General features: G+C 60.7%; 26 protein-coding genes. 17 read left to right on the top strand and 9 right to left on the bottom strand.

The genetic code is table 11. The features are described 5' to 3' along the window. Positions 1–284 precede the first annotated feature (284 nt). Positions 285–1,184 carry a LysR family transcriptional regulator ArgP gene (locus ACQZ45_RS04695; protein WP_065658145.1) on the top strand — a complete coding sequence of 300 codons (900 nt, stop codon included), beginning with the start codon at positions 285–287 and terminating at the stop codon, positions 1,182–1,184. A 6-nt stretch (positions 1,185–1,190) separates the two neighbouring features. Here the strand turns inward: ACQZ45_RS04695 and ACQZ45_RS04690 are convergent, their stop codons facing one another. Then, positions 1,191–1,649 (bottom strand): VOC family protein, encoded by a 459-nt coding sequence (locus ACQZ45_RS04690; RefSeq protein WP_113291420.1) that lies wholly within the window; start codon positions 1,647–1,649, stop codon positions 1,191–1,193. 181 nt (positions 1,650–1,830) lie between these two features. Then, positions 1,831–4,026, bottom strand: a complete 2,196-nt coding sequence (locus ACQZ45_RS04685) for a transglycosylase domain-containing protein (RefSeq protein ID WP_013635720.1) — start codon at positions 4,024–4,026, stop codon at positions 1,831–1,833. Between the two features lie 255 nt (positions 4,027–4,281). Here ACQZ45_RS04685 and ACQZ45_RS04680 point away from each other — a divergent pair, with 255 nt between their 5' ends. The 4 genes from ACQZ45_RS04680 (at position 4,282) to cueR (ending at position 6,941) form a co-directional block, all read left to right on the top strand. After that, the gene (locus ACQZ45_RS04680) at positions 4,282–4,761 is read left to right on the top strand and encodes a YcgN family cysteine cluster protein (RefSeq protein WP_019564095.1); all 480 of its coding nucleotides are present in this window, start codon (positions 4,282–4,284) and stop codon (positions 4,759–4,761) included. A gap of 150 nt (positions 4,762–4,911) precedes the next feature. Further along, the gene (blaOXA, locus tag ACQZ45_RS04675) at positions 4,912–5,733 is read left to right on the top strand and encodes a class D beta-lactamase (RefSeq protein ID WP_003512067.1); all 822 of its coding nucleotides are present in this window, start codon (positions 4,912–4,914) and stop codon (positions 5,731–5,733) included. A gap of 34 nt (positions 5,734–5,767) precedes the next feature. Beyond that, positions 5,768–6,376, top strand: a complete 609-nt coding sequence (locus tag ACQZ45_RS04670; RefSeq protein ID WP_003512068.1) for a class I SAM-dependent DNA methyltransferase — start codon at positions 5,768–5,770, stop codon at positions 6,374–6,376. A gap of 139 nt (positions 6,377–6,515) precedes the next feature. Beyond that, positions 6,516–6,941: a Cu(I)-responsive transcriptional regulator gene (gene cueR, locus ACQZ45_RS04665; RefSeq protein WP_065688126.1), complete on the top strand. Its 426-nt coding sequence runs from the start codon at positions 6,516–6,518 to the stop codon at positions 6,939–6,941. A 28-nt stretch (positions 6,942–6,969) separates the two neighbouring features. Here the strand turns inward: cueR and ACQZ45_RS04660 are convergent, their stop codons facing one another. Further along, the gene (locus ACQZ45_RS04660) at positions 6,970–7,218 is read right to left on the bottom strand and encodes a hypothetical protein (protein WP_065688127.1); all 249 of its coding nucleotides are present in this window, start codon (positions 7,216–7,218) and stop codon (positions 6,970–6,972) included. Between the two features lie 175 nt (positions 7,219–7,393). Here ACQZ45_RS04660 and ACQZ45_RS04655 point away from each other — a divergent pair, with 175 nt between their 5' ends. Then, the gene (locus tag ACQZ45_RS04655; RefSeq protein ID WP_162696069.1) at positions 7,394–8,782 is read left to right on the top strand and encodes an MFS transporter; all 1,389 of its coding nucleotides are present in this window, start codon (positions 7,394–7,396) and stop codon (positions 8,780–8,782) included. 22 nt (positions 8,783–8,804) lie between these two features. Here ACQZ45_RS04655 and ACQZ45_RS04650 read toward each other — a convergent pair whose 3' ends face one another. From ACQZ45_RS04650 to ACQZ45_RS04640, 3 genes are all read right to left on the bottom strand, one after another. After that, complete coding sequence (locus tag ACQZ45_RS04650; RefSeq protein ID WP_003512077.1) at positions 8,805–8,978, bottom strand: hypothetical protein; 174 nt, start codon at positions 8,976–8,978, stop codon at positions 8,805–8,807. A 57-nt stretch (positions 8,979–9,035) separates the two neighbouring features. Further along, positions 9,036–10,754: a glycoside hydrolase family 32 protein gene (locus ACQZ45_RS04645; protein WP_038490330.1), complete on the bottom strand. Its 1,719-nt coding sequence runs from the start codon at positions 10,752–10,754 to the stop codon at positions 9,036–9,038. 63 nt (positions 10,755–10,817) lie between these two features. Beyond that, positions 10,818–11,888 (bottom strand): sensor histidine kinase, encoded by a 1,071-nt coding sequence (locus tag ACQZ45_RS04640; protein WP_233284935.1) that lies wholly within the window; start codon positions 11,886–11,888, stop codon positions 10,818–10,820. Positions 11,889–12,065: 177 nt separating this feature from the next. Here ACQZ45_RS04640 and ACQZ45_RS04635 point away from each other — a divergent pair, with 177 nt between their 5' ends. After that, positions 12,066–13,526, top strand: coding sequence for a protein adenylyltransferase SelO (locus ACQZ45_RS04635; RefSeq protein WP_113291521.1), 1,461 nt, complete (start codon positions 12,066–12,068; stop codon positions 13,524–13,526). 137 nt (positions 13,527–13,663) lie between these two features. Here ACQZ45_RS04635 and ACQZ45_RS04630 read toward each other — a convergent pair whose 3' ends face one another. Then, positions 13,664–14,764: a saccharopine dehydrogenase family protein gene (locus tag ACQZ45_RS04630; protein ID WP_003512083.1), complete on the bottom strand. Its 1,101-nt coding sequence runs from the start codon at positions 14,762–14,764 to the stop codon at positions 13,664–13,666. Between the two features lie 147 nt (positions 14,765–14,911). On the opposite strand from ACQZ45_RS04630, the gene ACQZ45_RS04625 reads away from it, so the two are divergent. Further along, positions 14,912–15,343: an Lrp/AsnC family transcriptional regulator gene (locus ACQZ45_RS04625; protein ID WP_003512084.1), complete on the top strand. Its 432-nt coding sequence runs from the start codon at positions 14,912–14,914 to the stop codon at positions 15,341–15,343. 104 nt (positions 15,344–15,447) lie between these two features. Here ACQZ45_RS04625 and ACQZ45_RS04620 read toward each other — a convergent pair whose 3' ends face one another. Beyond that, positions 15,448–15,819: a winged helix-turn-helix transcriptional regulator gene (locus tag ACQZ45_RS04620; protein ID WP_019564087.1), complete on the bottom strand. Its 372-nt coding sequence runs from the start codon at positions 15,817–15,819 to the stop codon at positions 15,448–15,450. A gap of 143 nt (positions 15,820–15,962) precedes the next feature. Between ACQZ45_RS04620 and ACQZ45_RS04615 the strand changes: the two genes are divergently transcribed. After that, positions 15,963–16,802, top strand: coding sequence for an SDR family oxidoreductase (locus tag ACQZ45_RS04615; protein WP_013635729.1), 840 nt, complete (start codon positions 15,963–15,965; stop codon positions 16,800–16,802). 26 nt (positions 16,803–16,828) lie between these two features. On the opposite strand, the gene ACQZ45_RS04610 is transcribed toward ACQZ45_RS04615, so the two are convergent. Continuing rightward, entirely contained in the window at positions 16,829–18,469 is a 1,641-nt protein-coding gene (locus ACQZ45_RS04610) for an alpha/beta hydrolase (RefSeq protein WP_065688130.1), read from the bottom strand. Between the two features lie 253 nt (positions 18,470–18,722). Between ACQZ45_RS04610 and ACQZ45_RS04605 the strand changes: the two genes are divergently transcribed. From ACQZ45_RS04605 to ACQZ45_RS04570, 8 genes are all read left to right on the top strand, one after another. After that, the gene (locus tag ACQZ45_RS04605; RefSeq protein ID WP_113291421.1) at positions 18,723–19,250 is read left to right on the top strand and encodes a hypothetical protein; all 528 of its coding nucleotides are present in this window, start codon (positions 18,723–18,725) and stop codon (positions 19,248–19,250) included. Next, on the top strand, positions 19,247–20,506 hold the full coding sequence (locus ACQZ45_RS04600; protein ID WP_162736160.1) for a DNA-packaging protein: 1,260 nt from the start codon (positions 19,247–19,249) through the stop codon (positions 20,504–20,506). The genes ACQZ45_RS04605 and ACQZ45_RS04600 overlap by 4 nt, the downstream gene beginning before the upstream one ends. Positions 20,507–20,957: 451 nt before the next feature. Continuing rightward, complete coding sequence (locus tag ACQZ45_RS04595; RefSeq protein WP_113291523.1) at positions 20,958–21,596, top strand: hypothetical protein; 639 nt, start codon at positions 20,958–20,960, stop codon at positions 21,594–21,596. Between the two features lie 43 nt (positions 21,597–21,639). Further along, positions 21,640–21,963, top strand: a complete 324-nt coding sequence (locus tag ACQZ45_RS04590; RefSeq protein ID WP_003512096.1) for a Dabb family protein — start codon at positions 21,640–21,642, stop codon at positions 21,961–21,963. A 186-nt stretch (positions 21,964–22,149) separates the two neighbouring features. After that, positions 22,150–23,316 (top strand): phage portal protein, encoded by a 1,167-nt coding sequence (locus ACQZ45_RS04585; protein WP_003512098.1) that lies wholly within the window; start codon positions 22,150–22,152, stop codon positions 23,314–23,316. A gap of 187 nt (positions 23,317–23,503) precedes the next feature. After that, positions 23,504–23,824 (top strand): DUF6107 family protein, encoded by a 321-nt coding sequence (locus ACQZ45_RS04580; RefSeq protein ID WP_003512100.1) that lies wholly within the window; start codon positions 23,504–23,506, stop codon positions 23,822–23,824. A gap of 41 nt (positions 23,825–23,865) precedes the next feature. Next, a complete protein-coding gene (locus ACQZ45_RS04575; RefSeq protein WP_113291423.1) occupies positions 23,866–24,456 on the top strand; it encodes an HK97 family phage prohead protease in 591 nt (196 codons plus the stop codon). Between the two features lie 37 nt (positions 24,457–24,493). Further along, the gene (locus tag ACQZ45_RS04570; protein ID WP_113291424.1) at positions 24,494–25,762 is read left to right on the top strand and encodes a phage major capsid protein; all 1,269 of its coding nucleotides are present in this window, start codon (positions 24,494–24,496) and stop codon (positions 25,760–25,762) included. Positions 25,763–25,872 lie beyond the last annotated feature (110 nt).

Genomic DNA, 25,872 nt, shown 5'->3' with positions numbered 1-25,872 from the left:
GCCTTTTGTCTCTGCCTGTGCGGATGGATGATGCCACCGCTTCCAGACCGAGTGCTTTGATATTTCCCTCACATGGTTTAATCAAATTAAACAAACTCAGTTCAAGTAAGTAAATCTAATGACGGGCAAAAACTATGCGACAGTGCGATGTTATGTGCGGGCACCTCGCCTGACCCTCATTCCTGTGACAAGGACAGGAATGAGGGAAGAGGAGAGTGCTACTGCTACTGCCCGGACGCTTCCCGCCCACCACGCCCATATCAATCTTTACAAGGAGGCCTTTGATGCTGGACTATCCTTCCATGCGCGCCGTGGCGCTCGTGGCCCAGACTGGCAGCTTTGAGAAGGCGGCACAGGTGCTGTGTGTCACGCCCTCGGCCGTTTCCCAGCGTATCAAGCAGCTGGAGGAGCGCCTCGGCGTGGTGCTGATAGTGCGCGGTAATCCTTGCGTGGCGACGGAAAAGGGCGAATGGCTTTGCCGGCACATGGACCATGTCGGCATGCTGGAAACCGAACTGTTCCGGCAGCTTCCGGTTCTTTCGGAAGCGGGCGCGGCGGCAGAGCGTGTCACACTCAACATTGCCACCAATGCCGATAGTCTCGGCACATGGTTTCTCGACGCGGTTTCGAAATTCACCGGTGGCAGCGACTATCTCGTCAACATCGCGGTGGACGATCAGGACCATACGGTGGAATGGCTGCGCGGCGGCAGGGTGCTCGCCGCCGTCACCGCCCATGCCAAGCCTGTGCAGGGCTGCCGGGTCTTGGCTCTCGGTGTGCTCAGATATCACGCCACCGCCAGCCCGGCTTTCATGGCGCGCCATTTCTCCGATGGCGTCACGCCCGCCACGCTTGCCCGCGCGCCGGGGCTTACCTTCAACCAGAAGGACAGGCTGCAGGCCAGCTGGATCAAAAAAGCGCTGGGTGAGGATATATCCTATCCCACCCACTGGCTGCCCTCGACCGACGGTTTCGTGAAGGCAAGTCTTGCCGGCATGGGCTGGGGCCTCAACCCGGTGCAACTGGTGGGAGAGCACCTTCAGGCGGGGCGGCTTGTGGAAGTCGTTCCCGGCACGCCGCTCGATATCCCGCTTTACTGGCAGGTCAATCGGCTCGCCGCTGAACGCCTCGGCACGCTCACCGCCCATGTGGTGGAAACAGCACGGGCGGCGCTTCTTTCCTGAGGCAGATCAAATAGTCTGCCATTCGCTCCAGTTCAACACGCGCGGAATCTGCGGTTTTGCTTCGCCGCCAAGAAACGCGATATATTCCAGCGAGTGGCCGTCGGGATCCTTGAAATAGACGCTGGCTGCCGGCATCCATGGAAAGACGACGGGCTCGTCGATCTCGTTTTCGCCGTCAAAACCGAGCGGCGTTACGCCGGTACGGCGTAGATAGTCCGGTGCGGCGAGAAGCTGATCAAAATCGACGCTGAAGGCGATGTGCAGTCTCATATTGATGGGTGCGGAATGGATGGACCATAGGCCAAGCATCGAATGCCCACGTTCGCCGGTCCAGAAGAACGCCACATTCCGTTCAGGGAATCGTTGTGCCAGCTCCAGGCCGACAACATTACGATAAAACTCAACCGAGCGTTCCAGGTTCGAAACCGTCAAATGCGTCTCGAACAATGCTTTTACTTTCACCATTTCCTGTCCTCAATTGCCTTAGCGCTGCGCCTTTCGGGCATTCGCTTTCTTGCAATCGGACTGTGCAACCTCAACCATGATTGAGGTCAAGCACCAAATGTGGATTTTTCTAAAGCCGAGTGCAGGCAGCAATCTGGAGGGAAAAACGCCTTCAGCATTATGAGCCAAGGTTGCCAAGCCGTCACCGCCGGGCCGCATCCCCCGGGCCATCCCGCAACGACGCATCCGCAACCTTTTGCGTCGTGACGGTCAAAGGCGCGGCTTCCTTCATCTTCTTGGCGATGGAACGGATGACGCGGGTTGCTTCGGCCGAGAGCGAGCGTGGGCGGGTGAGTGCCGGCATGGCGGGTGCAGCGGTGGCGGATGCGGCAGCGACCTGGGCCGAAGGCTGCGGGCGCGCGCCTGTCGGCAGCGGGTTCTGGATGCCGGGAATGGGGCGCAGCTCCATGCCTTGATGGGCGTAGTCCATAAGCCGCTTGAAGGTCATGGCGGGAAGCGCGCCGCCGGTCATGTTGTTCATCGGCGTGAAATCGTCGTTTCCGAACCAGACCGCCGTGGTGTAATTGCCGGTGAAGCCCACATACCACGCGTCGCGGTAAGCCTGCGACGTGCCGGTCTTGCCACCGGAAACGATGCCGTTTTCAAGCGCGCCGCGCCGCGCCGTTCCCATCACGGGAATGGTAACAAGCATCTGGTTCATCTTCGAATTGGCCTCTTCGGAAAGCACCCGCTTGGCGGGTTCCTCGTCACGGCCGAAATCGTAGAGAACCTTGCCCTCGTAATCCAGCACCTGCTCGATGCCGTGGCGGCGCGATTGCATGCCATCGGCCGGGAACACGGCATAGGCCGTCGCCTGATCGAGAACCGTCAGTTCCGATGTGCCGAGCGGAATGGTCTTGTCGCTGCGCAGCGGCGTGGCGACGCCCATCGCCTTGGCGGTGTCGACGATCACCTGCGTGCCGAGGACGTCTTTGGCGAGACGCACCGGCACGGTGTTGTAGGATTTGGCAAGCGCCACCTGCAACGTCACCTTGCCCGCGTAGGAGCGGCCATAATTCTGCGGAGACCAGCCGCGCCAGGTCACGGGCGCGTCGGAAATCAGCGTCTCCGGCTTCATGCCCTTTTCCATGGCGGCCGAGTAGGTATAGACCTTGAAGGAGGATCCCGGCTGGCGCAGCGCCGCCGTCGCGCGGTTGAACTGGCTTTCGCCGTAGTCACGCCCGCCGACCATGGCGCGCAACGCGCCGCCGTTCTCGATCATCACCATCGCGCCCTGCTTGACGCGGTAGCCCTCGCCATACTCGCGCAGCTCCATTTCCATCGCCTGCTCGGCTGCCTGTTGCAGCCCGGTATCGATGGTGGTGCGCACGACGACGGTATGGTCCTTGAACCTGCCCTGCGCCGCCAGTCGCTGTACCTCGTCAAACGCCCAGTCGAGGAAATAATCCGGGGCCTTCACATCGGCGCGGTCAATGACGGTGGCCGGATTGCGCCGCGCGCCGATCACCTGACCCTCGGTCATCAGCCCGCTCTGCACCAGGTTGGAAAGCACGGTGTTGGCGCGCGCACGTGCGGCTGGCAGGTTGACATGCGGTGCGTATTTGGCCGGCGCCTTGAACAGGCCGGCGAGGATGGCGGATTCGGCAAGCGTGACATCGGTCAGGTTCTTGCCGAAGTAAAATTGCGCCGCCGCTGCCGCCCCGAACGTGCCGCCGCCCATATAGGCGCGGTCGAGATAAAGGCTGAGGATTTCCTTCTTCGACATGTTGGCCTCGAGCCACAGGGCGAGGAAGGCTTCCTTGATCTTGCGCTCCAGCGAGCGCTCATTGGTAAGGAACAGGTTCTTGGCAAGCTGCTGCGTCAGCGTCGAGCCGCCCTGCACCACGCCGCCGGCGCGGGCATTCTCGCTCATGGCGCGTGCAAGGCCAATGAAATCGATGCCGAAATGGTCGAAGAAGCGTCTGTCTTCGGTGGCCAGAACCGCCTTGATGAAATGATCCGGCATCTGGTCGATCGGGACGGAATCCTCATGGATGATGCCGCGATGGCCGATAGTGTTGCCGTAACGGTCAAGGAAGGTCACGGCAAAATCACCGCGATAACGCCAGTCCTTCTTGGTCTCCTCAAAGGCGGGCATGGCAAGCGCCAGAAGCACGACACAGCCGGCCGTTCCGAATGTCAGCGCGTCGCATGTCAGGTTGACGAGAAGCTTCTTCCAGCCGCGCACATGCAGTTTGCGCGAGGCAATGGTTACGTCTTCCCAGAAATCCACCAGCCTTGCCGCAGCCGTCCACAGGCCGGAGTCGATAAAGCTATCGATTCTCAGCAGGATGTGCCGCTTTTTGCGACCGTTTTTATCGTCTTTTTCTTCCTGCACCTGGCGATGTTTTCCTGTTCAACGCAACGCGGATTGTCGATGTTTCTGCGCTTCATCCAATTCCGGACGCAAAACCATGACATGGTTCTGCGGGAATTGCTTGACGCGACGGCCTCTCGCGGGTCAATGACCCATTGCCACTCGCCAAAATGCTAAAATATCGTACAAACCAGCCCTTGGCGATACGATATTAAGGATTAGGGATCGGTTAAACCTTGCCCTCCAAGAGATCAAAATGGAACGGAAATGTTAACGATGAATGACGCGCCGTTCTGGAAAACCAAATCACTGGAAGAGATGAGTGGCCAGGAATGGGAAAGCCTGTGCGACGGCTGCGGCCTGTGCTGTCTGAACAAGCTGGAAGATTGGGACACCGGCGAAGTGGTGTTCACGTCGGTCCGCTGTCAGCTGCTTGACGGTGAAAGCTGTCGGTGCTCCGACTATGAGAACCGCCGCGCCACCGTGCCGGACTGTATCCAGCTGGATTTGAAAAAGGTGCACGAAATCGGCTGGCTGCCGCCCACCTGCGCCTACGCGCTGGTACGCGATGGCAAGGATCTGTACTGGTGGCACTATCTCGTCTCCGGCGACGTGAACACGGTGCATCAGGCCGGCATTTCCGCGCGCGGCCGCACCGTCAACGAGCTGGACGTGGAGGTTGACGATTTCGAGGATTATGTGGTGGACTGGCCGCTCACAGTGGGTGAGACGGCGGGCGAAAAAGAGAATAGCTGACGGAAGTCGCCAATTTTCGTGTTGGTCCTATTCCTGCCCCATCGTTTTCTTAAGGCATGTTTCGGAAGCACGGCATGCCTGAAACAAGGGCCGCCGTTCATCCATTCCGGCATATGATCCGCAGAATGCGGACGAGGGACATCAAAACGCATGCGCTATCGGCTGCCCGCCATCGTTCTTTCGTGCATTGCCCTTCAGGGTATTCTGCCGCTTTCCGCCTCCGCCCAGCAATCGCAGGCTTTTGAATGCACGCTGGTCACCTCCATCGAGACCGGCGCTGTCATCAACCAGCAGGGCGCCTGCGATCAGCGCGTGGCGCCGGCCTCCACCTTCAAGGTGCCGTTGGCTCTGATCGGTTATGACGCCGGCATCCTGCTGGATGACAAGACCCCTGCATGGGACTGGAAACCCGGCACGGAGGCCCGCGCGCAGGACCGCAAGACGGTTGATCCGACCATATGGGAGCAGGATTCGGTGCTGTGGTATTCGCGCGAACTCACCCGCCGCCTCGGCCCGGAAAAATTCGCCGCCTATGTCAAACGTCTGGGTTACGGCAATGCCGATGTATCCGGTGAACCCGGCAAGAATAACGGTCTCACCCATTCCTGGCTCGGCGCTTCCCTGACCGTTTCCCCGGTCGAGCAGGTGGGATTCATCCGCCGCCTTCTGGCCGGAAATCTGCCGGTTTCGCGCGACGCGCAGGCAAAGACGCGGGCGATCGTGCCGGTGTTCGATGCGCCGGAGAGCTGGAGCGTGCACGGCAAGACCGGCACGGGCTTCATGCGCGACGAAAAAGGCAACCCCGACCGAAGCCGCCCCTTCGGCTGGTTCGTTGGCTGGGCGGAGCGCGAAGGCCAGCACATCGTCTTCGCAAGGCTTCGCGTTGCCGACAAGCCCTCGAGTGAACCGCTCGGCCCCGCAGTGCGCGACGCCTTCCTGCGCGATATTGCCCGGCTGGCGGTGCACAGATGATTACACGGCTGGCCAGCCCCAAGGAAAAGCGGACATGGCGGATGCCTCCAACGATGTGATCAAGCTCTACACCGACCATGGGGTTGATTTCGACAGGCTGCGCGGTCGCTCCCTCGCCGAAAAACCCTGGCTGGATCGGTTCACGTCGCTTTTGCCGCAGGGCGGATCCATCCTCGATATCGGCTGCGGTTCAGGCGAGCCGATCGCCGGCTACTTCATCGGCAACGGATATGACGTGACCGGCATCGATACGTCATATCCCCTGATAGAAATTTGCCGCACCAGATTTCCGGAAAAGCGCTGGGTGGTCGCCGATATGCGTGAACTCGTGTTGAGTTGCCGCTTCGACGGGTTGATTGCCTGGCATAGTTTTTTCCATCTGAAGGCCGACGATCAGCGCCGCATGTTCGGTATTTTCCGGCAGCACGCCAATGACGGCGCCGCACTGATGTTCACGGCCGGGCCGGGACACGGGGAAGCGACTGGGACCCTTCAGGGAAAACCGCTTTACCATGCCAGCCTCGCTCGCGAAGAATATGAAAGCCTGCTTGCCGCGCACGGGTTTCGACTTCTCGACCACATCGTCAACGATCCCGATTGCGGTGGGGCGACGATTTATCTCGCCAGACGTGTGGCGGCGTAACCATCGAATTCAGACCCTTGCCAGGCTCTCACGATTGTGCGTGCGATAAAAAATGTCGTTATCCCTTGACCTTCCCATGATGGGAATCCTTACATAGTAGCCATAAACGGGCGAAAGTCGCCCTGAGGGAAGTGGCATTATGAATATCGGACAGGCTTCGGATGCATCCGGCGTTTCCGCCAAGATGATCCGTTATTACGAACAGATCGGCCTCATCACCCCCGCCGCCCGCACCGGCAACAACTACCGGGTCTATGGCGAGCAGGACGTGCATAATCTTCGCTTTATCAAGCGGGCGCGCACGCTTGGCTTCTCGCTGGAGGAGACGGAAACGCTCCTGAAACTCTGGCAGGACAAGAGCCGCGAGAGTTCGGCGGTGAAGGACATTGCGCTCGGCCATATCGCCGATCTCGAACAGAAGATTGCCGAGATGAAGGGCATGGTGAAGACGCTGTCCCACCTTGCCCATTGCTGCGGCGGCGACCACCGGCCGGATTGCCCGATCCTCGATGATCTAGCGGCAGGCGTCGAAAAGGCCGTCCACAAGCCTGCGAAGGCCCACTGACGGCCGCATCCCGCCTCGCCGCCAGTCCCTAAACCTCGTCGAACGCACCGCCTTCGCGCGAGGGATTGCGGTCGATCACGCGCTCTTCCGCGTCATCGGGAAGGGCCTCGTCGCTTTCCTGATAGGGGTCGTCCTCGCTCTCGGCCTCTTCTTCCTCGATTTCATGTTCGATGGACTGCGGAATTTCTCCCTTTGCCGGAAGGGCGTCGATATCGAGATCGAGCAGTTCCTCGTCCATGGCGTCTTCGTTGAGAGGTGTGATTTTATTGCGGTCCATGGTGGTATCCTTTCTGTCTGGTCATTGCGCAAACGACCGGGGAGGCAGAGGGTTCCTGATGCCTGCAAGTTCGCTCGAGCGGAATAGGTGAAAAGGCGCCTTGACCTCAATGGTGCTTGAGGTTCTAGTTTGCCCGCCGTATCGCAAGAATGGAAAGGATACGGCTTTGACGAGTATGGAAATGACGGAGAAAAATAGCTGGTCGGAATTGCTTGGTGGGGCGAACCTCTCGCTTCTGACCGTCATTTCCTCCGGTATCGGCCTGCATGCCTTCAACCAGTTTGCAGTAGTCACGGCCCTGCCGGTCGCGGTGCGCGAGATTGGCGGCGCGGCCTTCTATAGCTGGGCCTACAGCCTCTATTTCGTCGGTTCCGTGGCAGGCGGTGTCACCGCCGTTCTGTTTCGCGAGCGTTTTGGCGCGCGCAGCGTTCTATTCCTGTGCTGCCTTATCTTCTCCTTCGGCTCCGTCATGTCGGCGCTCGCGGACAGCTTTTTATGGGTCGTCATCGGCCGGGCGTTGCAGGGACTTGCCGATGGCTTGATCGTGGCGGTGTGTTACAGCCTCATACCTGCCGGCTTTCGCTCGGCTCTACTGCCGAAGGTCTTTGCCATCGAGGCGGCCATCTGGGCGGTCGCGTCCTTCGTCGGGCCGCTCACCGGCGGGTTTGCCACGGAGCACATCTCCTGGCGCGCCACATTCCTGCTGTCTGCGCCGCTGATCGTGCTGCTGCTGGCCTATACGGCGATTGCGGTTTCGGCAGAACGGTCGGTCGCGACCTCGCGCAAGCCGATGGTGCCGCTGCTCCTTTGCCTTGTTGGCGCATTGGCTTTCTCCGCACCCTCCGCCTTTGAGGATGCCGGTCTGCGCATCATGTCGCTGCTGGTTGGTGCGGCCCTGTTGTGGGCATCGCTGAAGGCGGGCATCCAGCCTTCCACCGGCCTGTTCCCCAGGGATTCCTTCCGGTTGAAGACGGTACTTGGCAGCGGTTTCTGGGTGCTGTTCCTGATGTCCTATGCCCATGCACTCGGCAGCGTCTATCTCGCTTATGTCGCCATCAATCTCTGGCACCATGAGCCGACCTTCGCCGGTTTTATTGTCGTGACGATGCCGCTTGCCTGGAGCTTCGTGGCAATGCTGATCGGCAGCCTGCGTTCGGGCCGCCTGCGGCAGCTTTGCCTGCATTACGGACCCTACCAGATGGTGCCGGGTTGTGCGCTGCTGGGGCTTGGGCTGGCGACGGGGAACTGGCCGGAAATGCTGATCGGGCAAATATTGATCGGTTCAGCTTTCGGCATGTCCTGGGCAGGCATCAGCCAGGCAGCCATGGAAGCCGCGCCGGAAGAGGAACGCAAGATGACGGGCGCGCTGCTGCCTACGGTCGCGACGCTGGGTGCCGCGGCCGGTGCGGGCGCAAGCGGCACCGTCGCTGCCGCGAGCGATCTCGTTCTGCAGATCGATCGTGCGGATGTGACGATACCGATGCTCTATCTCTATGGGCTGGGTGTCATCGTCTCGCTTCTGGCGATCCTGACAACCCGCGGCTTGCGAAGCGGACAGCGCTGACGCCTCTGCGGCGTGTGTGCGGTTAAGACTGTGTGGTGGCGATGGTGATCGCCGCCAGATAAACCACGAAAGCCATGATCGCGACTGCGCCAATAATGATGACGACACCCTTGCCCGCGCGTTTTTTCTCGGTCTTGTTTTCGTTGGCTTCTGTCGGAAACAGGATGGGATCGCGGGAATCGCTGATTTTTGTCATGCCGTTTCTCCTTTGAGCGGTTGCTGCTTATCAACAGCAGATCCGCCAAAAGGTTCCTCACGGACGCAGCGCCCAGCTGGTGGCGTGCACTACAGCCCCCGGCGCTGCCTTGAGGAGCGCTGAACGCACGGGCTCGAAACCCTCTATGCGTTTTGTTCCCACATACCGGCCCCGGTTGGCGAACACTTCGATGGATCCGTAGTCCAGAAAGACGCGGATGTGCGAGGCCCTTGCCCCTCTGGCGATATAGTGCGGCGAGGGGCCATCGCGCCCGTCATCATGGCGGATCCACAGGCCCGTTTCATCGGCGATGAGGCCCAGTGTGACCACGGGATGATCGAGCACCAACTCGAACGGTGTGCCGGGCGAAGCAAGCTCGATCAGCATCTCCACCGCACCGTTGATGAAGGTGACGCGCTCCCCGGCCGCCAGCCGCGTGCGATCGACAATATGGCTTCGCAGGCTTTCCGCCGCACCGATGGGCGGGGTCAGTAGCTCGCCGTTCGAATAGTGGATCCGGCGCGGCAGCGTCATGGATGTCGGGAAATCGATCTCCGGATTGGCATCCGCCCAATTGGCGAGCCAGCCGATGCCGATGATGCTGTCGCCATCCAGAAACGCCTGGAAGGCGTAATTGTCGGTGCCGAAATCCAGCTCCTGCCCAAATTCCTTGGTGAAGACCTTGCCGTCGAACCAGCCGACATCGGCCATGGTCAGGTTCTTGCGGCCGGTTTCAGGGTCTTCTGAATGCATCAGCCCATAGACCAGAACCCAGCGCGTGGATCGGGCATTGGCCGGGCCGTCGAGCGGCAGAAGGCAGGGGCATTCAATGGCAGTGGTCTTGTAGCGCGTTTCCACCCAAAGCTTGCCCACATAGGTCCAGCCTGACGCCGCCGTCGGGTCCAGCGTCTCGTAAAGCAGGATGACGCCGCCACCGTCGCTCTGACTTCCGAGCAGCATTTTCCAAAGTCCATCCGGGCCGCGAAAGACGTAAGGATCGCGGAAGTCCGGCGTCAGCCCCTGTCCGTCCGGGCGATGGCCGAGAATGACTTCGGCCTGTCCGGCCATGATGAGATCGGAAGAAGTGGCGGTGAGCTGGATCTGCTGTTCGGGAATGCGATCCTGCACCTGCTCGGTGAAGAACACGCGGATGCCCGAACCTTCGACCAAAGGAATTGTCGAGCCGGAATAAGCGCCGCCGCGCTTGTCCGGCCGCGTTGTCAGGTCCTCTGAAGGGAAGAGGAAGATCGGCAGATGCCGCCAGCGCAGGTAATCGGAGGAAACCGCGTGGCCCCAATGCATGGTGTTCCAGCGCAGCCCGTGTGAATAATGCTGGTAGAACAGATGCGGCCGTCCTTCGAACCGGCCAAAGCCGTTCGGATCGTTCATCCAGCCGAAGGGCGGGCGGAAGTGATAGCTGTCAGGCAGTTCCGGTGCGGCATTGTCCGGCTTGGTATGGACGACGGTTATGCCGGTTTCCAGCACGTCGGCGGCGGTGAACCAGTAGATGACGGAAACGGCGGTCGTGACAGTATCGTAGCTCAGTTCCACATGGCCGCCGCCGAAGACCTGATAGATTCTAAATCCGAACTCTTCCGTGTTGAGGCTTGAAACCTCAGCGAATTTTCCATTCGCATTGGAAAAGGAGACGGCACCGGGTTCCGCCGGTTTTTTCGCCTTCAGCCATACATGGAAAGTGGCGTTAACAGGCAGATCGGTGTGCAGGATGCGGATTGCGCTTTCCGGCTCGGCGGCTACGGCTTCAACGACGGTCATTCCCGTTCCTTTCGTTGCGGCTACTTTGGTTCAGGAAACGCAACGAATGGGACGAAAGAAAGTTCAACCGCCAGAGGTTTCGCCGTCGCCAGCCTCGTATTTGCCATCCAGCTCGAACAGCAGCCCGTCTGGATGATAGAAGGTGCGGCCTTCGCCGGAGAAGTAAGCCGCAACGATCTGGTTGGTCAGCCGCGAGCCGAAACCCGTACGCGTCGGCGTCCTGACCGCAGGTCCGTCCGTCTCGCGCCAGCGCAGTTCGAAGCGGTCATCCTCGTCCAGCGTCCAAAAGATTTCGATTTTGCCGCTCTCGTTGGAAAGTGCGCCATATTTCATCGCGTTGGTGGCCAGTTCATAAATGGCCAGAGACAGGCCCAGCGCCTGTTGCGGCGCGATTTCCATGTCCGGTCCGGAAATCGTTACGCGCGCCTTGTCGTCGAGATGCGGATAAACGGACTCGCGGACAAGCGCGGAGATGCTGGCACCCTTTCCCGAAGCATGAATGAGGTTCTGGGCGTTGCCGAGTGCGGCGATACGTCTTTTGATGGTGTCGCGCGCATCCTCAAGCGTCTGCGAATGGCGCAGGGTGGCGCTGACGACCGCCGTGGTGATCGCCATCGTATTCTTGACCCGGTGGACGAGTTCGCGCCGCAGAAGATCCTCCCGGCTGCGGCCCTGCACCGCTCCGGTCGTGTCGACGGCTATGTCTATCAGCCCTGCGATCTTGCCCTGGTCGTCGTAAAGCGGGCTGTATGAAAAGGTCCAGTAGGTGTCTTCGGGGTAGCCGTTGCGGTCCATGACGAGATGCATGTCCTCGGCGAACGTGCCCTTGCCGGAGAGTGCCTGATCAACGAAGGGTTTCACATCGTTCCAGACATCGGACCAGATGATGTGAAACGGCTTGCCGAGCGCACCCTCTTCCTTCAGCCCAAGAAACGGGCGGTAGGCGTCGTTGTAGACGATGTTGAGGTCAGGCCCCCAGAACAGACAGATTGCATGGCCTTGCTTGAGGATCATCTGCACGGTGGTTTTGAGTGATACCGGCCATGTCTCTATCGGCCCCGTGCTTGTCGACGCCCAGTCGAAGCGGCGGATGGCCTCGCCCATTTCACTGTCGTCATAGGGGAACTCTGGCACGAATTTATCCTGCTTGCATTGCGGCTCATTCATTGGATGTTTGTATGTTCAAATATACCTGTAGTTCAAATTGATTTTTCCAAACTCCGCTGCGGCTTCCCGTAATTGTGGCTATTCACCCCTCGCAACCGGGCGGAAAAAGGGCCATATCAGGTAAAAGCAGGGAGTTTACCCGTGATCACATTCGACAATTCCTATGCCCGCCTGCCGGAAAGGTTCAGCGCCGCCGTCTTGCCAACGCCGGTGAAGGCGCCACGCCTCATCGCCTTCAATCGCGCGCTGGCAGACGAGCTTCTTCTCGACGTCTCAGGCCTCGACGACGACAGGCTGGCGGCGATCTTTTCCGGCAATGTGGTACCGCAAGGGGCCGAGCCGCTGGCGATGGCCTATGCCGGCCACCAGTTCGGCGGTTTCGTGCCGCAGCTCGGCGATGGTCGTGCCATTCTTCTCGGTGAAGTCATCGACAAACACGGCAAACGTCGGGATATCCAGCTGAAGGGCTCCGGCCCGACGCCGTTTTCGCGAAGGGGCGACGGGCGCGCGGCGCTCGGCCCGGTGCTACGCGAATATATCGTCTCCGAGGCAATGTTCGCGCTCGGCGTTCCCGCGACAAGGGCGCTCGCCGCCGTCCTGTCCGGTGACAGGGTGCAGCGCGAGGTGGGTCTGCCGGGCGGGGTTTTCACCCGTGTTGCGGCAAGCCATATCAGGGTCGGCACCTTCCAGTTCTTCGCCGCGCGCGAGGATGATGAGGGGATCAGAAATCTTGCGGATCATGTGATTGACCGCCACTATCCCGAAGTGAAAAACGCGGACAATCCCTATCTCGCCCTGTTGCAGGGCATCGCCCAGAGGCAGTGCGAACTCATCGCCCGCTGGATGATGGTTGGCTTCATCCACGGCGTGATGAATACCGACAATATGGCGATCTCCGGCGAGACGATAGACTTCGGTCCATGCGCCTTCCTTGACGAATACAATTCTAACAAGGTGTTCTCCTCCATCGACGCACAGGGGCGCTACGCCTTCAACAATCAGCCGGGCATCGCCCAATGGAACATTGCAAGGCTGGCGGAATGCCTGTTGCCGCTGCTTGACCCTCAAGTGGAGAAAGCAGCCGAACTCGCAAACGCCGTGCTCGCTGATTTCGCCGCCGCGTTTCCCAAGCGCTGGCTTGCCGGCATGCGCGAAAAGCTTGGGCTGACGGGCGAAGAGGAGGGCGATATCGAGCTGGTGCAGGCGCTTCTTTCGCTGATGCAGGCATCGGAAGCCGATTATACGCTGACCTTCCGGCGTCTTTCTCACGCGGTAGAGGGCGATGCCGAGCCGTTTCGCGGCATGTTCATCGATATCGCGGCGGCGGATGCATGGCTGGCGCGCTGGCGGGAGCGGGCCGGGCGGGAAGAAGTTTCTGCCTCCGAGAGGTCGCGGGCGATGCTCGCCGTCAACCCGGCCATCATTCCCCGCAACCACCGCATCGAGGAACTGATCGAGGCGGCGGTGGAAGACGGCGATTTCGAACCGTTCCACGCCATGCTGGCGGCGATTGCCACGCCATTTGAGGAACGGCCGGACAATTTCGTCTACATGCAGCCGCCGATGAGCGATGAGAAGGTGTTTCGGACCTTTTGCGGGACGTGATTTGGGAGAGGCATTCCGCCGCTCGTCGTCATGCTCGGGCCTGTCCCGAGCATCTGCGACCTATCGATTTCGTGAGACGTTAGATCCTCGGGACAAGCCCGAGGATGACAGTGTCGGGGCCGATTGCTCCCCTTAACTCACCCAACCCGGGCCAGCGGCTCATGCGCGCCGTAATATCTTCCAAACCGGTTTTCCAGGAATTTCGGCAGGGCCACTTCTTCCTGCCGGACAAATCCCTTCTGCGGCAGGGCGCCTTCCGCAAGCAGGTCGAGAACCGTGCAGATACCGGCTGCGGTGGTGATCTGGATTGCGCTCATCATCCGGCCGGAAACGGGGCCGGCATAGACCTTGTTGGCATAGGTTTCCTGCAGGAACCGGCCGTTGCGGGTGCCGCAGACGGTAACGAAGACAATGACCACGTCCTGCATGGTGCCGGGCAGGGCGTTTTCGAACAGGTCCTTCAGCACATCGCGGCGGTTGCGCAGGTTGAGGTCGTTCAAAAGCGCCTTCATGATTGCGACATGGCCGGGATAACGGATGGTGCGGTAATTCATCGTCCGCACCTTGCCTTCCAGCGTCGCACATAGCGTGCCGAGGCCGCCCGAGGTGTTGAAGGCCTCATATGTCACGCCGTCGAGCGAGAACTCTTCGCGCTCTTCCAGCGCCGGAACGGCGGTGAGGCGGCCTTCGACGATGGCTTCGCAGGGCTCGATATACTCGTTGATCAGCCCGTCCGTGCTCCATGTAAGGTTGTAGTTGAGCGCATTGGACGGATATTGCGGCAGCGCGCCGACACGCATGCGCACGCTGTCCAGCTTGTCGAACCGGGCGGCAAGATCTGCGGCGACGATGGAGATGAAACCGGGGGCGAGGCCGCATTGTGGAATGAGCGCGGTCTCAGCTGTTTCCGCCAGTGCCTTGACCTTGCGGGTGGATTCGACGTCTTCAGTCAGATCGAGATAATGCGTGCCGACTGTAACCGCAGCTTCCGCAATGCCCGCCGTCAGGTGGAAGGGCGCAGCGGAAAGCACGGCGAACTTGCCTTTCAACAGCGCTTCCAGCGCCGGACGGTCGCCAATGTCGACGATTTCAGTGTCGACACGCTCATGCGCCGGCACATTCGTCAGCTGGTCTGCCGAGCGATCGGCAACCGTGATGCGATAATCGCCGGTGACAGCCAGCATCCAGGCGATGGCTGAACCGATATTGCCCGCGCCGATGACGACGATGTTTTTCATGTTTTTGTTCCCCGCAGTAAATTCATATGCCTCTGCGCACCGGATGCGCTTCATAGACAGAATGCCAGCTTTTTTGGACGATTCGCAGCTTCACTATGTGCGGATAGCGGGTTAATAATGGACAATTAGACGACAGGATTGGTCATTATGACGATTGCCGACAAGGACCGGGCGCTGCTCGCCCTGCTTTCCGAAAACGCCCGCATGCCGGTGGCGGAACTGGCCCGCAAACTTGGCCTTTCGCGCACCACTGTGCAGGCTCGCATCGAGCGGCTCGAGGCCGAAGGGGTGATCGCCGGTTATGGCCTGAGACTTTCGGAAAGTTATCTTTCCGGGCTGGTGCGCGCCCATGTGCTGATCACCATCGGGCCAAAGGCGCTGCCTGGCGTGACGGCGGCGCTCACCGCCATCAAGGAGGTGACAACGCTGCATTCGGTCAGCGGCACTTTCGACCTGATCGCCATTCTGGCAGCACCTTCCATTCTCGACCTTGACCGGTTGATCGACAGGATCGGCGCGCTGGACGGCGTGGAACGCACGCTATCGTCGATCATTCTTTCCACGCGGATTTCGCGGTAGGCGTTGGAGGGTTTGGCAGGTAAAAGGTGGACGAGTGCCCGCAATGCTCTCGTCTCCCCTCATTCCTTTGACAAGCACAGAAATCAGGAAGGTGGGGGTCTGCCTTAACCTAACCCACCCCTCTCGTCATAAGCCTTCTGCGCCGCCAGCACCGCGTCCATATTGCCCTCCGCCCAGTGGGCCAGTGCCGCAACCGTGTCGGTCAGTGTGCGTCCGAGCGGCGTCAGGGAATATTCGACCGTGACCGGCACTGTCGGAAAGGCCTGCCGCGAAATCAGGCCGTCGCGCTCGAGCTTTTTCAGCGTCTGAGACAGAACCTTCTGCGAAATGCCCTTGATTTCCCGCCGCAGCAGGTTGAAGCGCACCGCGTCCACCCGAAGCTTGTCGAGGATCAGCAGTGCCCATTTGTCAGCGATCCTGTCCAGCACCATGCGTGTGGGGCAGCGATCCTCGTAAACGTCATAGACATGTTCCATGGGTCTCATCCCGCTCTGAAAAGCCCGGGTCGGTTTCCTTGAGGATACCAGATAACCGGAAAGTGCTCTCTTTTCCTGATTTCGAATACGCAGTACGTATGTTTTCGAAACATGGTTTCTACTAGATACTACGGAGATTTGAGATGACTGGCAAGATACTCGTAATCGGTTCCACCGGCACCATCGGCACGCCGCTGGTAAAGGCGCTTCTGGCCAAGGGCGAAAGCGTGAAAGCAGCCTCGCGCACCGGCAAGGCAGCCGAAGGCGCGGAAGGGGTGCGCTTCGATTACACCGACGCCTCGACCTACACGGATGCCTTCGATGGCGTCGATCGTCTGTTTCTGATCCTTGCTGGCGGGCGTCTGGATGCAATCGACGCGCTGACGCCGGTTGTCGAGGAAGCTGCCCGCCGCAATGTGAAGATCGTGTTCCTCAGCGTCTTCGGCGTCGACGCCGACGATTCCATTCCCTATCGCCAGGTGGAACTGAAGATCATCGCTTCCGGCGCGCCTTACGTCATTCTGCGCCCCAACTGGTTTGCCGATAATTTCCACACCTACTGGAAGGCCGGCATCGAACACGGCCAGATCGCCGTTCCGGCAGGCGAGGGCAAGTCGAGCTTCATCGACGTGCGCGACATCGCCGACAGTGCGGCGGCAGCGCTGACCTCGACGGCTTTCGACAATAAGGCGTTCAACCTGACCGGGCCGAAGGCTTTGAGTTACGGCGAGGCGGCCGCGATCATCTCGCAGGCCATCGGCAAGCCGGTCGGCTATAGCGCGGTTTCGGACGATGTTTTCATCGGCATTCTGACCGGCGCTGGCGTTCCGAAGGATTACGCCGCCTTCCTCGCGTCGATCTTCTATCCGGTGCGCGAAGGCTGGACGTCGGCGGTCACCGGTGATGTCGAGACTTTGACCGGCCACGCACCGCGCTCGCTGGAAACCTATGTGGCCGACCATGTGGCCGCGCTGAAGGACTGACGCTAAGAAACGACACGCCCGTCGCGTCACGCCGGATCGGTGGAGCCGCGGCGGGCCTTGAACAACATCTTGAGCCGCTGGATATCATCCGCATTCCAGCCCTGCGGTGCGGTTACCTCCATCCACGCATCGATATAGTGCTCCGGCGCGTAGACATGGCCGTAACCGATCGGCGCCGTGGTGGCGGCGGCAACATCAAGACCGAGCTGCAGCAGGGTCACGACGGGGAACCAGCGGAAGGATGTGGAGACGTCAGGGCCGTGATGAACCATCCATTGCGGTCGCCGGTAAAGCGATGCGGCCTCGAAGAAGGTGATCGGGTCGCTGGCATATTGCAGATAGACGATGCGCATCGGGCCCCACTTCGCATCAGGCATATGCGCAGTGGTATATTGGTTGGCGAAGCGGATGACCGAGGAATCGCGGAAACGCGGCAGCCATTCCGGCGTACCCGCCACGCGCCCATTGGTGGCCATGCGCCATGTGGGGCTGGAAAAGGGCGGACCGCTCCACAGCGCACCCTGGAACGGGTCCGAGAGCACGTCGTAAAGATCGGATGATTTCTGCGAGTTCAGCGAACCGAGGCTCAGCCCGTGCAGATAGAGTTTCGGGCGCGTCTCCTTCGGCAGGGTGGTCCAGTAACCGTAGACGGCCTGAAACAGCGCGCGCGCCGTTTCCACACCGTAATCCGGTTCGGTCAGAAGCGCGATCCAGCTGGAAAGATAGGAATATTGCACGGCAACGCTGGCGATATCGCCGTCATGCAGATATTCGACCGTATCAAGCGCTTCCGGATCGATCCAGCCGGTGCCGGTGGGAATGACGACCAGCAACACCTTGCGCTCGAACCCGCCAACCCGCTTCAGCTCCTCCAGCGCAAGTGCTGCCCTTTCCTCGGGCGTTGCCGCAGAATTCAGGCCTGCATAGACCCTGAGCGGTTCCTTGGCCGGGCGGTGGGTGAAGGCGGAAATCTCTTGTGCCTCCGGCCCGCCGGCCACAAATTCGCGGCCTCTGCGGCCAAGCGATTCCCATGTCATCAGGGAAGCGCTGCTGCCGGTTTTGAGCGCATCGGAAGGGCGCGGTACATCCGGCTCGATCAGCGCATCCACCTGTTTCAGCGAGGAATCGGCAAACTTCAGGCCGATATCGAAGATCAGACCGTTCAGCAGCATCCATGACAGCACGATGGCGGCGGCTATACCGAGCACATTGGCGAGCCGGCGCGGCAGGAAGTGACGGCTGCGCACCGAGAAGAATCGCCGGATGAGCTGGAAAAGCCGTCCAGCGCCGATGAGGAGGGCGGAGACCAGCACCGCAACGCCGCCAGTCTTGGTGGGGTGGGCGCTGGACAACGGATCTAGCTCCATCAGGATACGGATGGAATTCTGCCAGTCTTTCGCCTGCCAAAGAAACGCGATCGCCGTTATCGCGCTGGCAAGGGCGATGAGAAAGCGGATGCTGCGCCGGTTATGGCGCGAGGGGTGGGGCAATTCCAGATAGGTCCAGATGGCGGTGAGCGCCACGCCGATCAGATAACCGATGGCAAAGGAAAATCCGCACAGCACACCCTGCATCAGCCATGTGCGCGGCAGAAGAGACGGCGTGAGCGAAGCGCAAAACAGAATAGTGCCAAAGACGATGCCGGTTGCCGAAAGACCCGCAAACAACCGCCCAACCCATTGTTTCAACAACTTGACTTGCCCCTTTTTCCCGCCGTCTGGCACGAGTGTAGTATGCGGCGGGCGAGGGTGCAAACCCTGTTAGCAGGATAAAAATCACAATTATAGGAAAATAATCCTTTACAGCGTGACGGTGGTTTGATAGGTTTAGGTCACAGTCGGAGATTTGCGGCTGAGCGGCAAAGGTCGGTTTATCCGATGCTCTTTCCGCGACACGTCATTTCTCTCGCAGGTCCACCTCATGGCAAATATCCGCAATTGTGATCTGGCGCTCCACGGCGTCTGGCAGGAAAGCTGCGCCTATGGCGGCGAGGGCAGGCTGGAGGCCGCACCCGAGATAAAATCGCGGGCCGACAAGCTGGCTGCCGAAGATGCGGCGCGCAATGGCAATCTGCGGCAATTGCTGAACGAGCTGACGGTGGAGATGCGCGAACAGTTCTGCATGTACCGCAACCTGCGGCAGACAAGCGAAGCGGCATTTTTATCAACGGTGGAGGATGCCTCGGGCAAACAGGCGCGCGCCGACGTGAAGGCCGCAACGGATCAGCTTTCGCTGATTGTGCGCACACTGGAACGGATCGATGCCCTGCAACGGGTGCTGGCAGAAGAGAGGCAGGCTCTTGCCGGCGAGGACGAAGCCGATACCGAACATTACGAAATGGCGGTGGCGCATTTCCTCAAACGCATCGACGAACTGGCGGAACAGAAATGCCGCGCGAGGCTGGAGGTCGATTTGGCTCGTAGTGCATCAACAGAAGCTGACACATGACGGATGTTTCGAGCGAACCCCAACTGCAAAAGCAGGTCTTCACCCTTCTGCGCGACTGGCGTTTCATCGGCAACCTGCCGCAACAGCCGCCTGAGGGTGACTGGCGGACGTGGCTTCTGATCGGCGGGCGCGGATCCGGCAAGACCCGCGCCGGGGCCGAATGGGTGCACAGGATTGCGTCCGCCGGCAAGCAATCTGATTTGCGCATCGCGCTTGTTGCGGAAACCCTGGGGGATGCCCGTGAGGTGATGATCGACGGCATTTCCGGTATCTGCCGTATCGCCCGCCGTTGCCGCCCCGCCTTCGAGGTATCGCGCCGCCGGCTCATCTGGCCAAACGGGGCCATGGCGCAGGTGTTTTCCTCTGAAGACCCAGAAAGCCTGCGCGGCCCGCAATTTCACATGGCTTGGGCCGATGAACTTGGAAAATGGAAATATCCGCAGGAAACCTGGGACATGCTGCAATTTGGCCTGCGTCTTGGTGAGGCCCCACGGCAATTGGTGACGACGACGCCACGGCCCATTCCGCTCCTGAAGGCGCTTCTCGCCGACCCTTCGAGCCGGGTGGCCAAAATGCCGACGGCGATGAATGCGCAAAATCTCTCACCCGGTTTCCTGAAAGCCATGCACGACCGTTACGGCGGCACGCGGCTGGGGCGTCAGGAAATCGGCGGCGAACTGATTGATGAGCGCGAAGGCGCGCTGTGGAAACGTGCCGATCTGGAAGCGATTGTGGAAACCGACCATGAGCCGCTGGCGCGGATCGTGGTCGCGGTAGACCCGCCCGCCGGTATCGGTGAAAATTCCTGCTGCGGCATCGTGGCGGCCGGGCTTGGCATATCAGGCAAGTTGGTCGTGCTTGCGGATTGTTCGGTGGAAGGTGAAACACCGGCCGGCTGGGCGCGGGCCGTTGTCGCTGCCGTTCGCCGTCATGAGGCCGACCGGGTGGTGGCGGAAGTCAATCAGGGCGGCGAGATGGTGCGGGCAATGTTGCAGAGCATAGACGCCAATCTGCCGCTGACCCTTGTGCGGGCAAGCCGGGGTAAGTTCACCCGCGCCGAGCCGGTGGCGGCACTGTACGAACAGGGCAGGGTACGCCACGCCGCACGGTTTGAAAAACTAACCGACCAGATGGCGGATTTCGGACCCCACGGTCTTTCATCCGGACGCTCGCCCGACCGGCTGGATGCGCTGGTCTGGGCAATAACGGCGTTGACGACGAGTGTTGCGAGTGAGCCGAGGGTGCGCGGAATGTGATATCGGCGATTATTGGCCCCATGAATGAGAGCCAATTGCCCATCTAGCCGATGCATATTGGTTCTTCTCCCCGGCGGGGGAGAAGAAATCCGGGTCGCCGTTAACGCCCAAAATCGGACGTCTGGCAGATGCTACTTCTTCGGAGACTGCGCGGGTTTCGGCTGAGAACCGGTTTCGCGCATCTGGCGCCACTCGTTTTCGAGCCGGTCATAAACGGTCTGGGGGATTGTCGCTGTCATGGTGGCATTCCTCCTTGAATGGTCAACGCTGCGGAAGTGCGCGGTGAATGGAGTTAGCGCGCTAAGGGTCCGCAACTCAAGGAATTTTTTACCTCAAAACCCCGGTCAGCGGATTAAAATCGATTAGGATTTTTTCAAATCGATTTAGTTCTGACGGCCGTCATGTGGAAAAAACAGAGGGTGATATCGCCCCCGATTTTCAGGAGCCGGCTGTGGCCTATGACGAGGCGCGATTCTTCGCGTCGGTGCGAATTTCCATCTACGGTGGTCGCCTGCGAGCTGCACAGCTTGACGGCACGAAGACGATCCTGGCCGGCTTCGGCAAGGCCCTGCCGGGCGGTGATCCCCGCTGGCTCGCCTACATGCTGGCCACCACTTTTCACGAGACGGCTGCGACCATGCAGCCGGTGCGCGAGACATTGGCGGCAAACGATGCCGAGGCGATCGCAAGGCTGGACCGGGCCTTTGCGGCAGGCAGGCTGCCCATGGTGCGCAAACCCTATTGGCGGCCAGACGCCCACGGCAAAAGCTGGCTCGGGCGCGGTTTCGTGCAACTGACGCATCGCCGCAATTACGAGGCCATGTCGCAGATGACCGGTGTGGACCTTCTGGAGCGTCCCGAGCGCGCCATGGAACCGAATGTGGCAACCGCGATCCTGATCCACGGCATGGTATCCGGCAGCTTTACCGGCCGGAAGCTTGCCGATGTCTTCGAGGGCAAGCGTGAGGATTGGGAGGGTGCGCGCGCCATCATCAATGGCCGCGACCGGGCGCGGCTTGTCGGGGACTACGGCCGGGCATTTCATCGCGCCCTTTTGGCGGCGCGGATTGAACCGGCGCGGGCCAGATGATAACCCGTTAGCAAGCGCCGCAAGGGCCATATTCGAATTTTGCATGACAGGTGACACCGTGATCCGCCATATCGTTTTTTTCACCGTTCCCGAGGAAAACCGCGACGCCGTGCGCAAGGGGCTCTCCGGCCTCACCGCCATACCGCATTCGCTGAAGCTCGAAATCGGCGAGAATGTGAAGAAGGACCAATGGGGCAATTCGGTCGATTTCATCGTCTATGGAGAGTTCGAAAACGAGGCGGCGCTCGCCGCCTACAAAGCCGACCCCGCTTATGATCTTTCGACGCGCACGGTGAAGCCGCTGCGCGAGACGCGGGTTGCCGCTGATTTCAACAGCGATACGGCAGTGAAAGCGCCAATCCGGTAAGTTTCGTCAAGACTCGGGCCCTCCACCCTCATTCCTGAGCCTGTCACAGGAAGCCAGCCGACGCGCGTCTGCGCGGCAAAAAGAGTGCTTTCAGTCCAAAAACTTGGGCTGGCTGAATCCCTGTCACGAGCACAGGGATGAGTGCCTGGCGGGAAACTGAGCCCGCATTAAAACAAGGACAATTCCATGCGATTTCCGTTTTCCCTGCCGTGGCGGCGCCCGGCGGATGGCAGAGCCGTGCCTGAACGCAAGACAGCGGCGGGCGGCTTCATGGCGGTTGCGGCGCAGGGTGGGCAGGCATTCTGGACCGGCCGCTCCTATGCCGCACTCGCCCGCGAGGGCTTCATGAAAAACCCGGTAGCGCACCGCGCCGCCCGCATGGTGGCAGAAGCCTCCGCATCGGTGAGCTGGCTGCTTTACGATGGCGATGAGGAGATCGGCGATCATTCGCTGCTCGCACTTCTAGGCAAGCCGAGCGCTCATTTGGGCGGGCCGGACTTTTTCGAGACGCTGTATGGCCATCTGATGTTGGCTGGCAACGCCTATATCGAGCCGCTAGTGGTCGGCGAACGACTGCGCGAGCTGCATCTTCTGCGGCCGGACCGGGTGAGCATCATCGAAGGCGCGGATGGCTGGCCCGTGGGTTACGATTATCGTGCCGAGGGCCGCGCCATCAGGCGCATTGCCTCTGAACGTGACGGGCTGGGGCTGCTGCACCTGAAGCTTTTTCATCCGCTGGACGATCGGGCCGGGTTCGCGCCACTTGCTTCGGCGGGCGCGGCTCTCGATCTGCACAATGCCGCAAGCCAGTGGAACAAACGTCTGCTCGACAATTCCGCTCGCCCTTCCGGTGCACTGGTCTATCAGCCAAAGGAGGGTGGCAATCTCTCCACCGAGCAATATGAGCGGCTGAAGCGCGAGCTGGAGGAAGGTTATCAGGGCGCGATGAATGCAGGCCGGCCGCTTCTTCTGGAAGGCGGTCTCGACTGGAAGGCCATGGGGCTTTCGCCGCGCGACATGGATTTTCTGGAAGCGCGCAACGGTGCCGCACGCGACATAGCGCTTGCACTCGGCGTACCGCCGATGCTGATCGGCATTCCCGGCGACAATACCTATGCCAATTACCAGGAGGCAAACCGCGCTTTTTATCGTCTCACCGTGCTGCCGCTGGTCAACCGCACGGCGGCACGGCTCTGCGGCTGGCTATCGCCGATTTTCGGCTCCGGGCTGCGGCTGGAACCGGATCTCGACAGGATCGCCGGTCTTGCCGGTGAGCGGGACGCCCTGTGGACAAGGATCGGCGCAGCGTCGTTTCTGACCGACGAGGAAAAGCGGGAGGCGGTGGGGTATTAGCCACCGTGCTTGAGCCACCTGGCCGCGTCTTCGACCAAATTCTGAACCAGCGGAATCGTTTTGTGAGGTTCGCCGTTCAAGCGATTCTGAAGACTCGCGAAATGGCGTTTTGAAACTGCACACCCGACCTGCGGGCGACGCGACGCGTCTGTCCGATTTTTCACATCCTAAACCGGAATGATTACCCATGTCTGAATTCGCCAATGAAGGCGGCATCTGGGCCGCCCGCATCACCGGTGCCGTCGCAGGCGCGGGTGTGTCGCTCGTCTACCTCCTGCCGAAAAGCAAACGCGAGGCGGCGAGCCGTTTCGTGACCGGCGTCTCCTGCGGCATGATCTTCGGCGGCCCCGTGGGCCTGTGGATCGTGCAGCAACTCGAGATTGCCGGCGCGCTTTCAGGCCGGGAAATCATGGTGGCGGGCTCTGCCGCTGCCAGCATGGTGGCCTGGTGGGGGCTTGGCCTGCTGGTGCGCGTGGCCGACCGTTACAACGCCCGTCCGCGCGCTTAGCCTCCACGCGGCACCCCCTTTTCACATCGCAGGAGTTTCCCATGCACGTCTATCGCGGGCCGCGCCCCGCCACGCGCAAATTCGCCAATCTGGAACTGCGCGGCATAGCTGGCGACGGCACGTTTTCCGGTTATGCCAGCGTCTTCGGCGAGGTCGATCTCGGCCGCGACGTGATCGAGGGCGGCGCTTTCCGCCGCTCCATCGAGGAACGCGGTGCGGGCGGTATCCGGATGCTCTACCAGCACGATCCGGCCGAGCCGATCGGCGCATGGCGCACCATCCGCGAGGATGAGCGCGGGCTTTACGTGGAAGGTGTTCTCGCCCCCGGCGTCGCCCGCTCGCGAGAGGTCCATTCGCTGATGAAGACAGGCGCGCTGGACGGGCTTTCGATCGGTTTTCGCACGGTACGTTCCAGCAAGGAGGGGCGCTCCGGCAAGGCGGCACGCTCTGGCGTCAGGCGCATTCTGGAGGCCGATCTCTGGGAAATCTCTGTGGTGACCTTTCCGATGCTGCCGTCCGCGCGGGTATCGGATGTCAAACACGCCCGCTTCTTCCGCGACCGCGAAACCGAGCTGGTGCGCACCATGCGCCGCGCGGCGCGTTCGCTTTTCGACACAGCCTTCAAACGCTGACTTCCTCCCAAACACTTCCGAAAACAAGGATGGCGACATGACAGACCAGATGACCAAACCGGCCGCAATGACGGTCGCGCCGCAGGTGAAGGCCGTGCCCGATACGATGACGGCGGCCTTCGACGAATTCATGGAGGCCTTCGAGGCCTTCCGCGACACCAACGACCAGCGGCTTTCCGATATCGAACGCAAGATGGGGTCCGACGTCGTGACCCGCGACAAGCTCGACCGCATCGACAAGGCGCTCGATGACAACCGCAAGATCATGGACGATCTGGCGCTCAAGAAGGCGCGCCCGGCGCTCGGCCGCAAGCAGGCGCATTCCCTCGATACGGATGAGCACAAGGCCGCCTTCGAGGCCTATATCCGCCGGGGTGAGGAGGGCGCGCTGCGCGATCTGGAGGCCAAGGCCTTTGCCGGATCGACAGGCGCCGATGGTGGTTATCTGCTGCCCACCGAAACGGATGGCGAGATCGGCCGCCGCATGACGGCGATTTCACCGATCCGGTCGCTGGCGACCGTGCGGCAGGTTTCCACTGCCGTGCTGAAGAAGCCGTTTTCGCCGGGTGGATTTGCCACCGGCTGGGTTTCTGAAACGGCGGCTCGCCCCGAGACGACGACACCGAAGCTCTCCGAACTTTCCTTCCCGACCATGGAACTCTACGCCATGCCTGCCGCAACCCAGGGGTTGCTGGATGATGCGGCCGTGGATATCGAGGCCTGGATCGCCTCGGAAGTGGACATTGCCTTTGCCGAACAGGAGGCAGCGGCGTTCATCGCCGGCGACGGCACCAACAGACCGAAGGGTTTCCTCTCTTATACGGCCGTCGCCAATGACAGCTGGAGCTGGGGCAATATCGGTTATGTCGCCACCGGTGTTGCGGGTGGCTTCGCCTCCGCGGGGCCAATGGATGTGCTGCTGGATGCCGTCTATGGGCTGAAGGCAGGCCACCGCCAGAACGGCAACTTCGTGATGAACCGCAAGACGCAAGGCGCGCTGCGCCGCTTCAAGGATACCAGCGGCGCCTATCTCTGGCATCCGCCCGCTGCCGCCGGGCAGCCAGCCTCGCTGATGGGCTTTCCCGTGATGGAGGCCGAAGACATGCCGAATGTCGCGGCAAACAGCTTCGCCATCGCTTTCGGTGATTTCCGCGCCGGTTACCTCGTGGTGGACCGCACCGGCGTGCGCATCCTGCGCGATCCCTATTCGGCAAAACCCTATGTGCTGTTCTACACCACCAAGCGCGTGGGCGGCGGCGTGCAGAACTTCGAGGCGATCAAGCTGGTGAAGTTCGGGGTGAATTGACCACAATCTTCCCCGTCACCCCGGACCAAGTCGGGGGTGACGGCGTGCGGATGCTACATTTTCGCCAAACGCTTTCGGCCGGAATTCTTTCTGTCCCATATCCGGAGACC

This window comes from Agrobacterium sp. 16-2014-1-2a (assembly GCF_053522705.1).
The sequence above is the reverse complement of the archived record's forward strand: the minus strand, read 5'-3'. Positions and strand labels throughout refer to the sequence as shown.

Excerpts from the sequence above, each read along its gene's own strand:
- ACQZ45_RS04580 (WP_003512100.1), top strand. The coding sequence starts at position 23,504 with ATGTCTGAATTCGCCAATGAAGGCGGCATCTGGGCCGCCCGCATCACC.
- cueR (WP_065688126.1), top strand. The coding sequence starts at position 6,516 with ATGAATATCGGACAGGCTTCGGATGCATCCGGCGTTTCCGCCAAGATG.
- ACQZ45_RS04660 (WP_065688127.1), bottom strand. The coding sequence starts at position 7,218 with ATGGACCGCAATAAAATCACACCTCTCAACGAAGACGCCATGGACGAG.
- ACQZ45_RS04655 (WP_162696069.1), top strand. The coding sequence starts at position 7,394 with ATGGAAATGACGGAGAAAAATAGCTGGTCGGAATTGCTTGGTGGGGCG.
- ACQZ45_RS04650 (WP_003512077.1), bottom strand. The coding sequence starts at position 8,978 with ATGACAAAAATCAGCGATTCCCGCGATCCCATCCTGTTTCCGACAGAA.
- ACQZ45_RS04625 (WP_003512084.1), top strand. The coding sequence starts at position 14,912 with ATGACGATTGCCGACAAGGACCGGGCGCTGCTCGCCCTGCTTTCCGAA.
- ACQZ45_RS04680 (WP_019564095.1), top strand. The coding sequence starts at position 4,282 with ATGAATGACGCGCCGTTCTGGAAAACCAAATCACTGGAAGAGATGAGT.
- ACQZ45_RS04570 (WP_113291424.1), top strand. The coding sequence starts at position 24,494 with ATGACAGACCAGATGACCAAACCGGCCGCAATGACGGTCGCGCCGCAG.
- ACQZ45_RS04590 (WP_003512096.1), top strand. The coding sequence starts at position 21,640 with ATGACAGGTGACACCGTGATCCGCCATATCGTTTTTTTCACCGTTCCC.
- ACQZ45_RS04605 (WP_113291421.1), top strand. The coding sequence starts at position 18,723 with ATGGCAAATATCCGCAATTGTGATCTGGCGCTCCACGGCGTCTGGCAG.
- ACQZ45_RS04600 (WP_162736160.1), top strand. The coding sequence starts at position 19,247 with ATGACGGATGTTTCGAGCGAACCCCAACTGCAAAAGCAGGTCTTCACC.
- ACQZ45_RS04645 (WP_038490330.1), bottom strand. The coding sequence starts at position 10,754 with ATGACCGTCGTTGAAGCCGTAGCCGCCGAGCCGGAAAGCGCAATCCGC.
- blaOXA (WP_003512067.1), top strand. The coding sequence starts at position 4,912 with ATGCGCTATCGGCTGCCCGCCATCGTTCTTTCGTGCATTGCCCTTCAG.
- ACQZ45_RS04585 (WP_003512098.1), top strand. The coding sequence starts at position 22,150 with ATGCGATTTCCGTTTTCCCTGCCGTGGCGGCGCCCGGCGGATGGCAGA.
- ACQZ45_RS04670 (WP_003512068.1), top strand. The coding sequence starts at position 5,768 with ATGGCGGATGCCTCCAACGATGTGATCAAGCTCTACACCGACCATGGG.
- ACQZ45_RS04575 (WP_113291423.1), top strand. The coding sequence starts at position 23,866 with ATGCACGTCTATCGCGGGCCGCGCCCCGCCACGCGCAAATTCGCCAAT.
- ACQZ45_RS04630 (WP_003512083.1), bottom strand. The coding sequence starts at position 14,764 with ATGAAAAACATCGTCGTCATCGGCGCGGGCAATATCGGTTCAGCCATC.
- ACQZ45_RS04615 (WP_013635729.1), top strand. The coding sequence starts at position 15,963 with ATGACTGGCAAGATACTCGTAATCGGTTCCACCGGCACCATCGGCACG.
- ACQZ45_RS04695 (WP_065658145.1), top strand. The coding sequence starts at position 285 with ATGCTGGACTATCCTTCCATGCGCGCCGTGGCGCTCGTGGCCCAGACT.
- ACQZ45_RS04690 (WP_113291420.1), bottom strand. The coding sequence starts at position 1,649 with ATGGTGAAAGTAAAAGCATTGTTCGAGACGCATTTGACGGTTTCGAAC.
- ACQZ45_RS04620 (WP_019564087.1), bottom strand. The coding sequence starts at position 15,819 with ATGGAACATGTCTATGACGTTTACGAGGATCGCTGCCCCACACGCATG.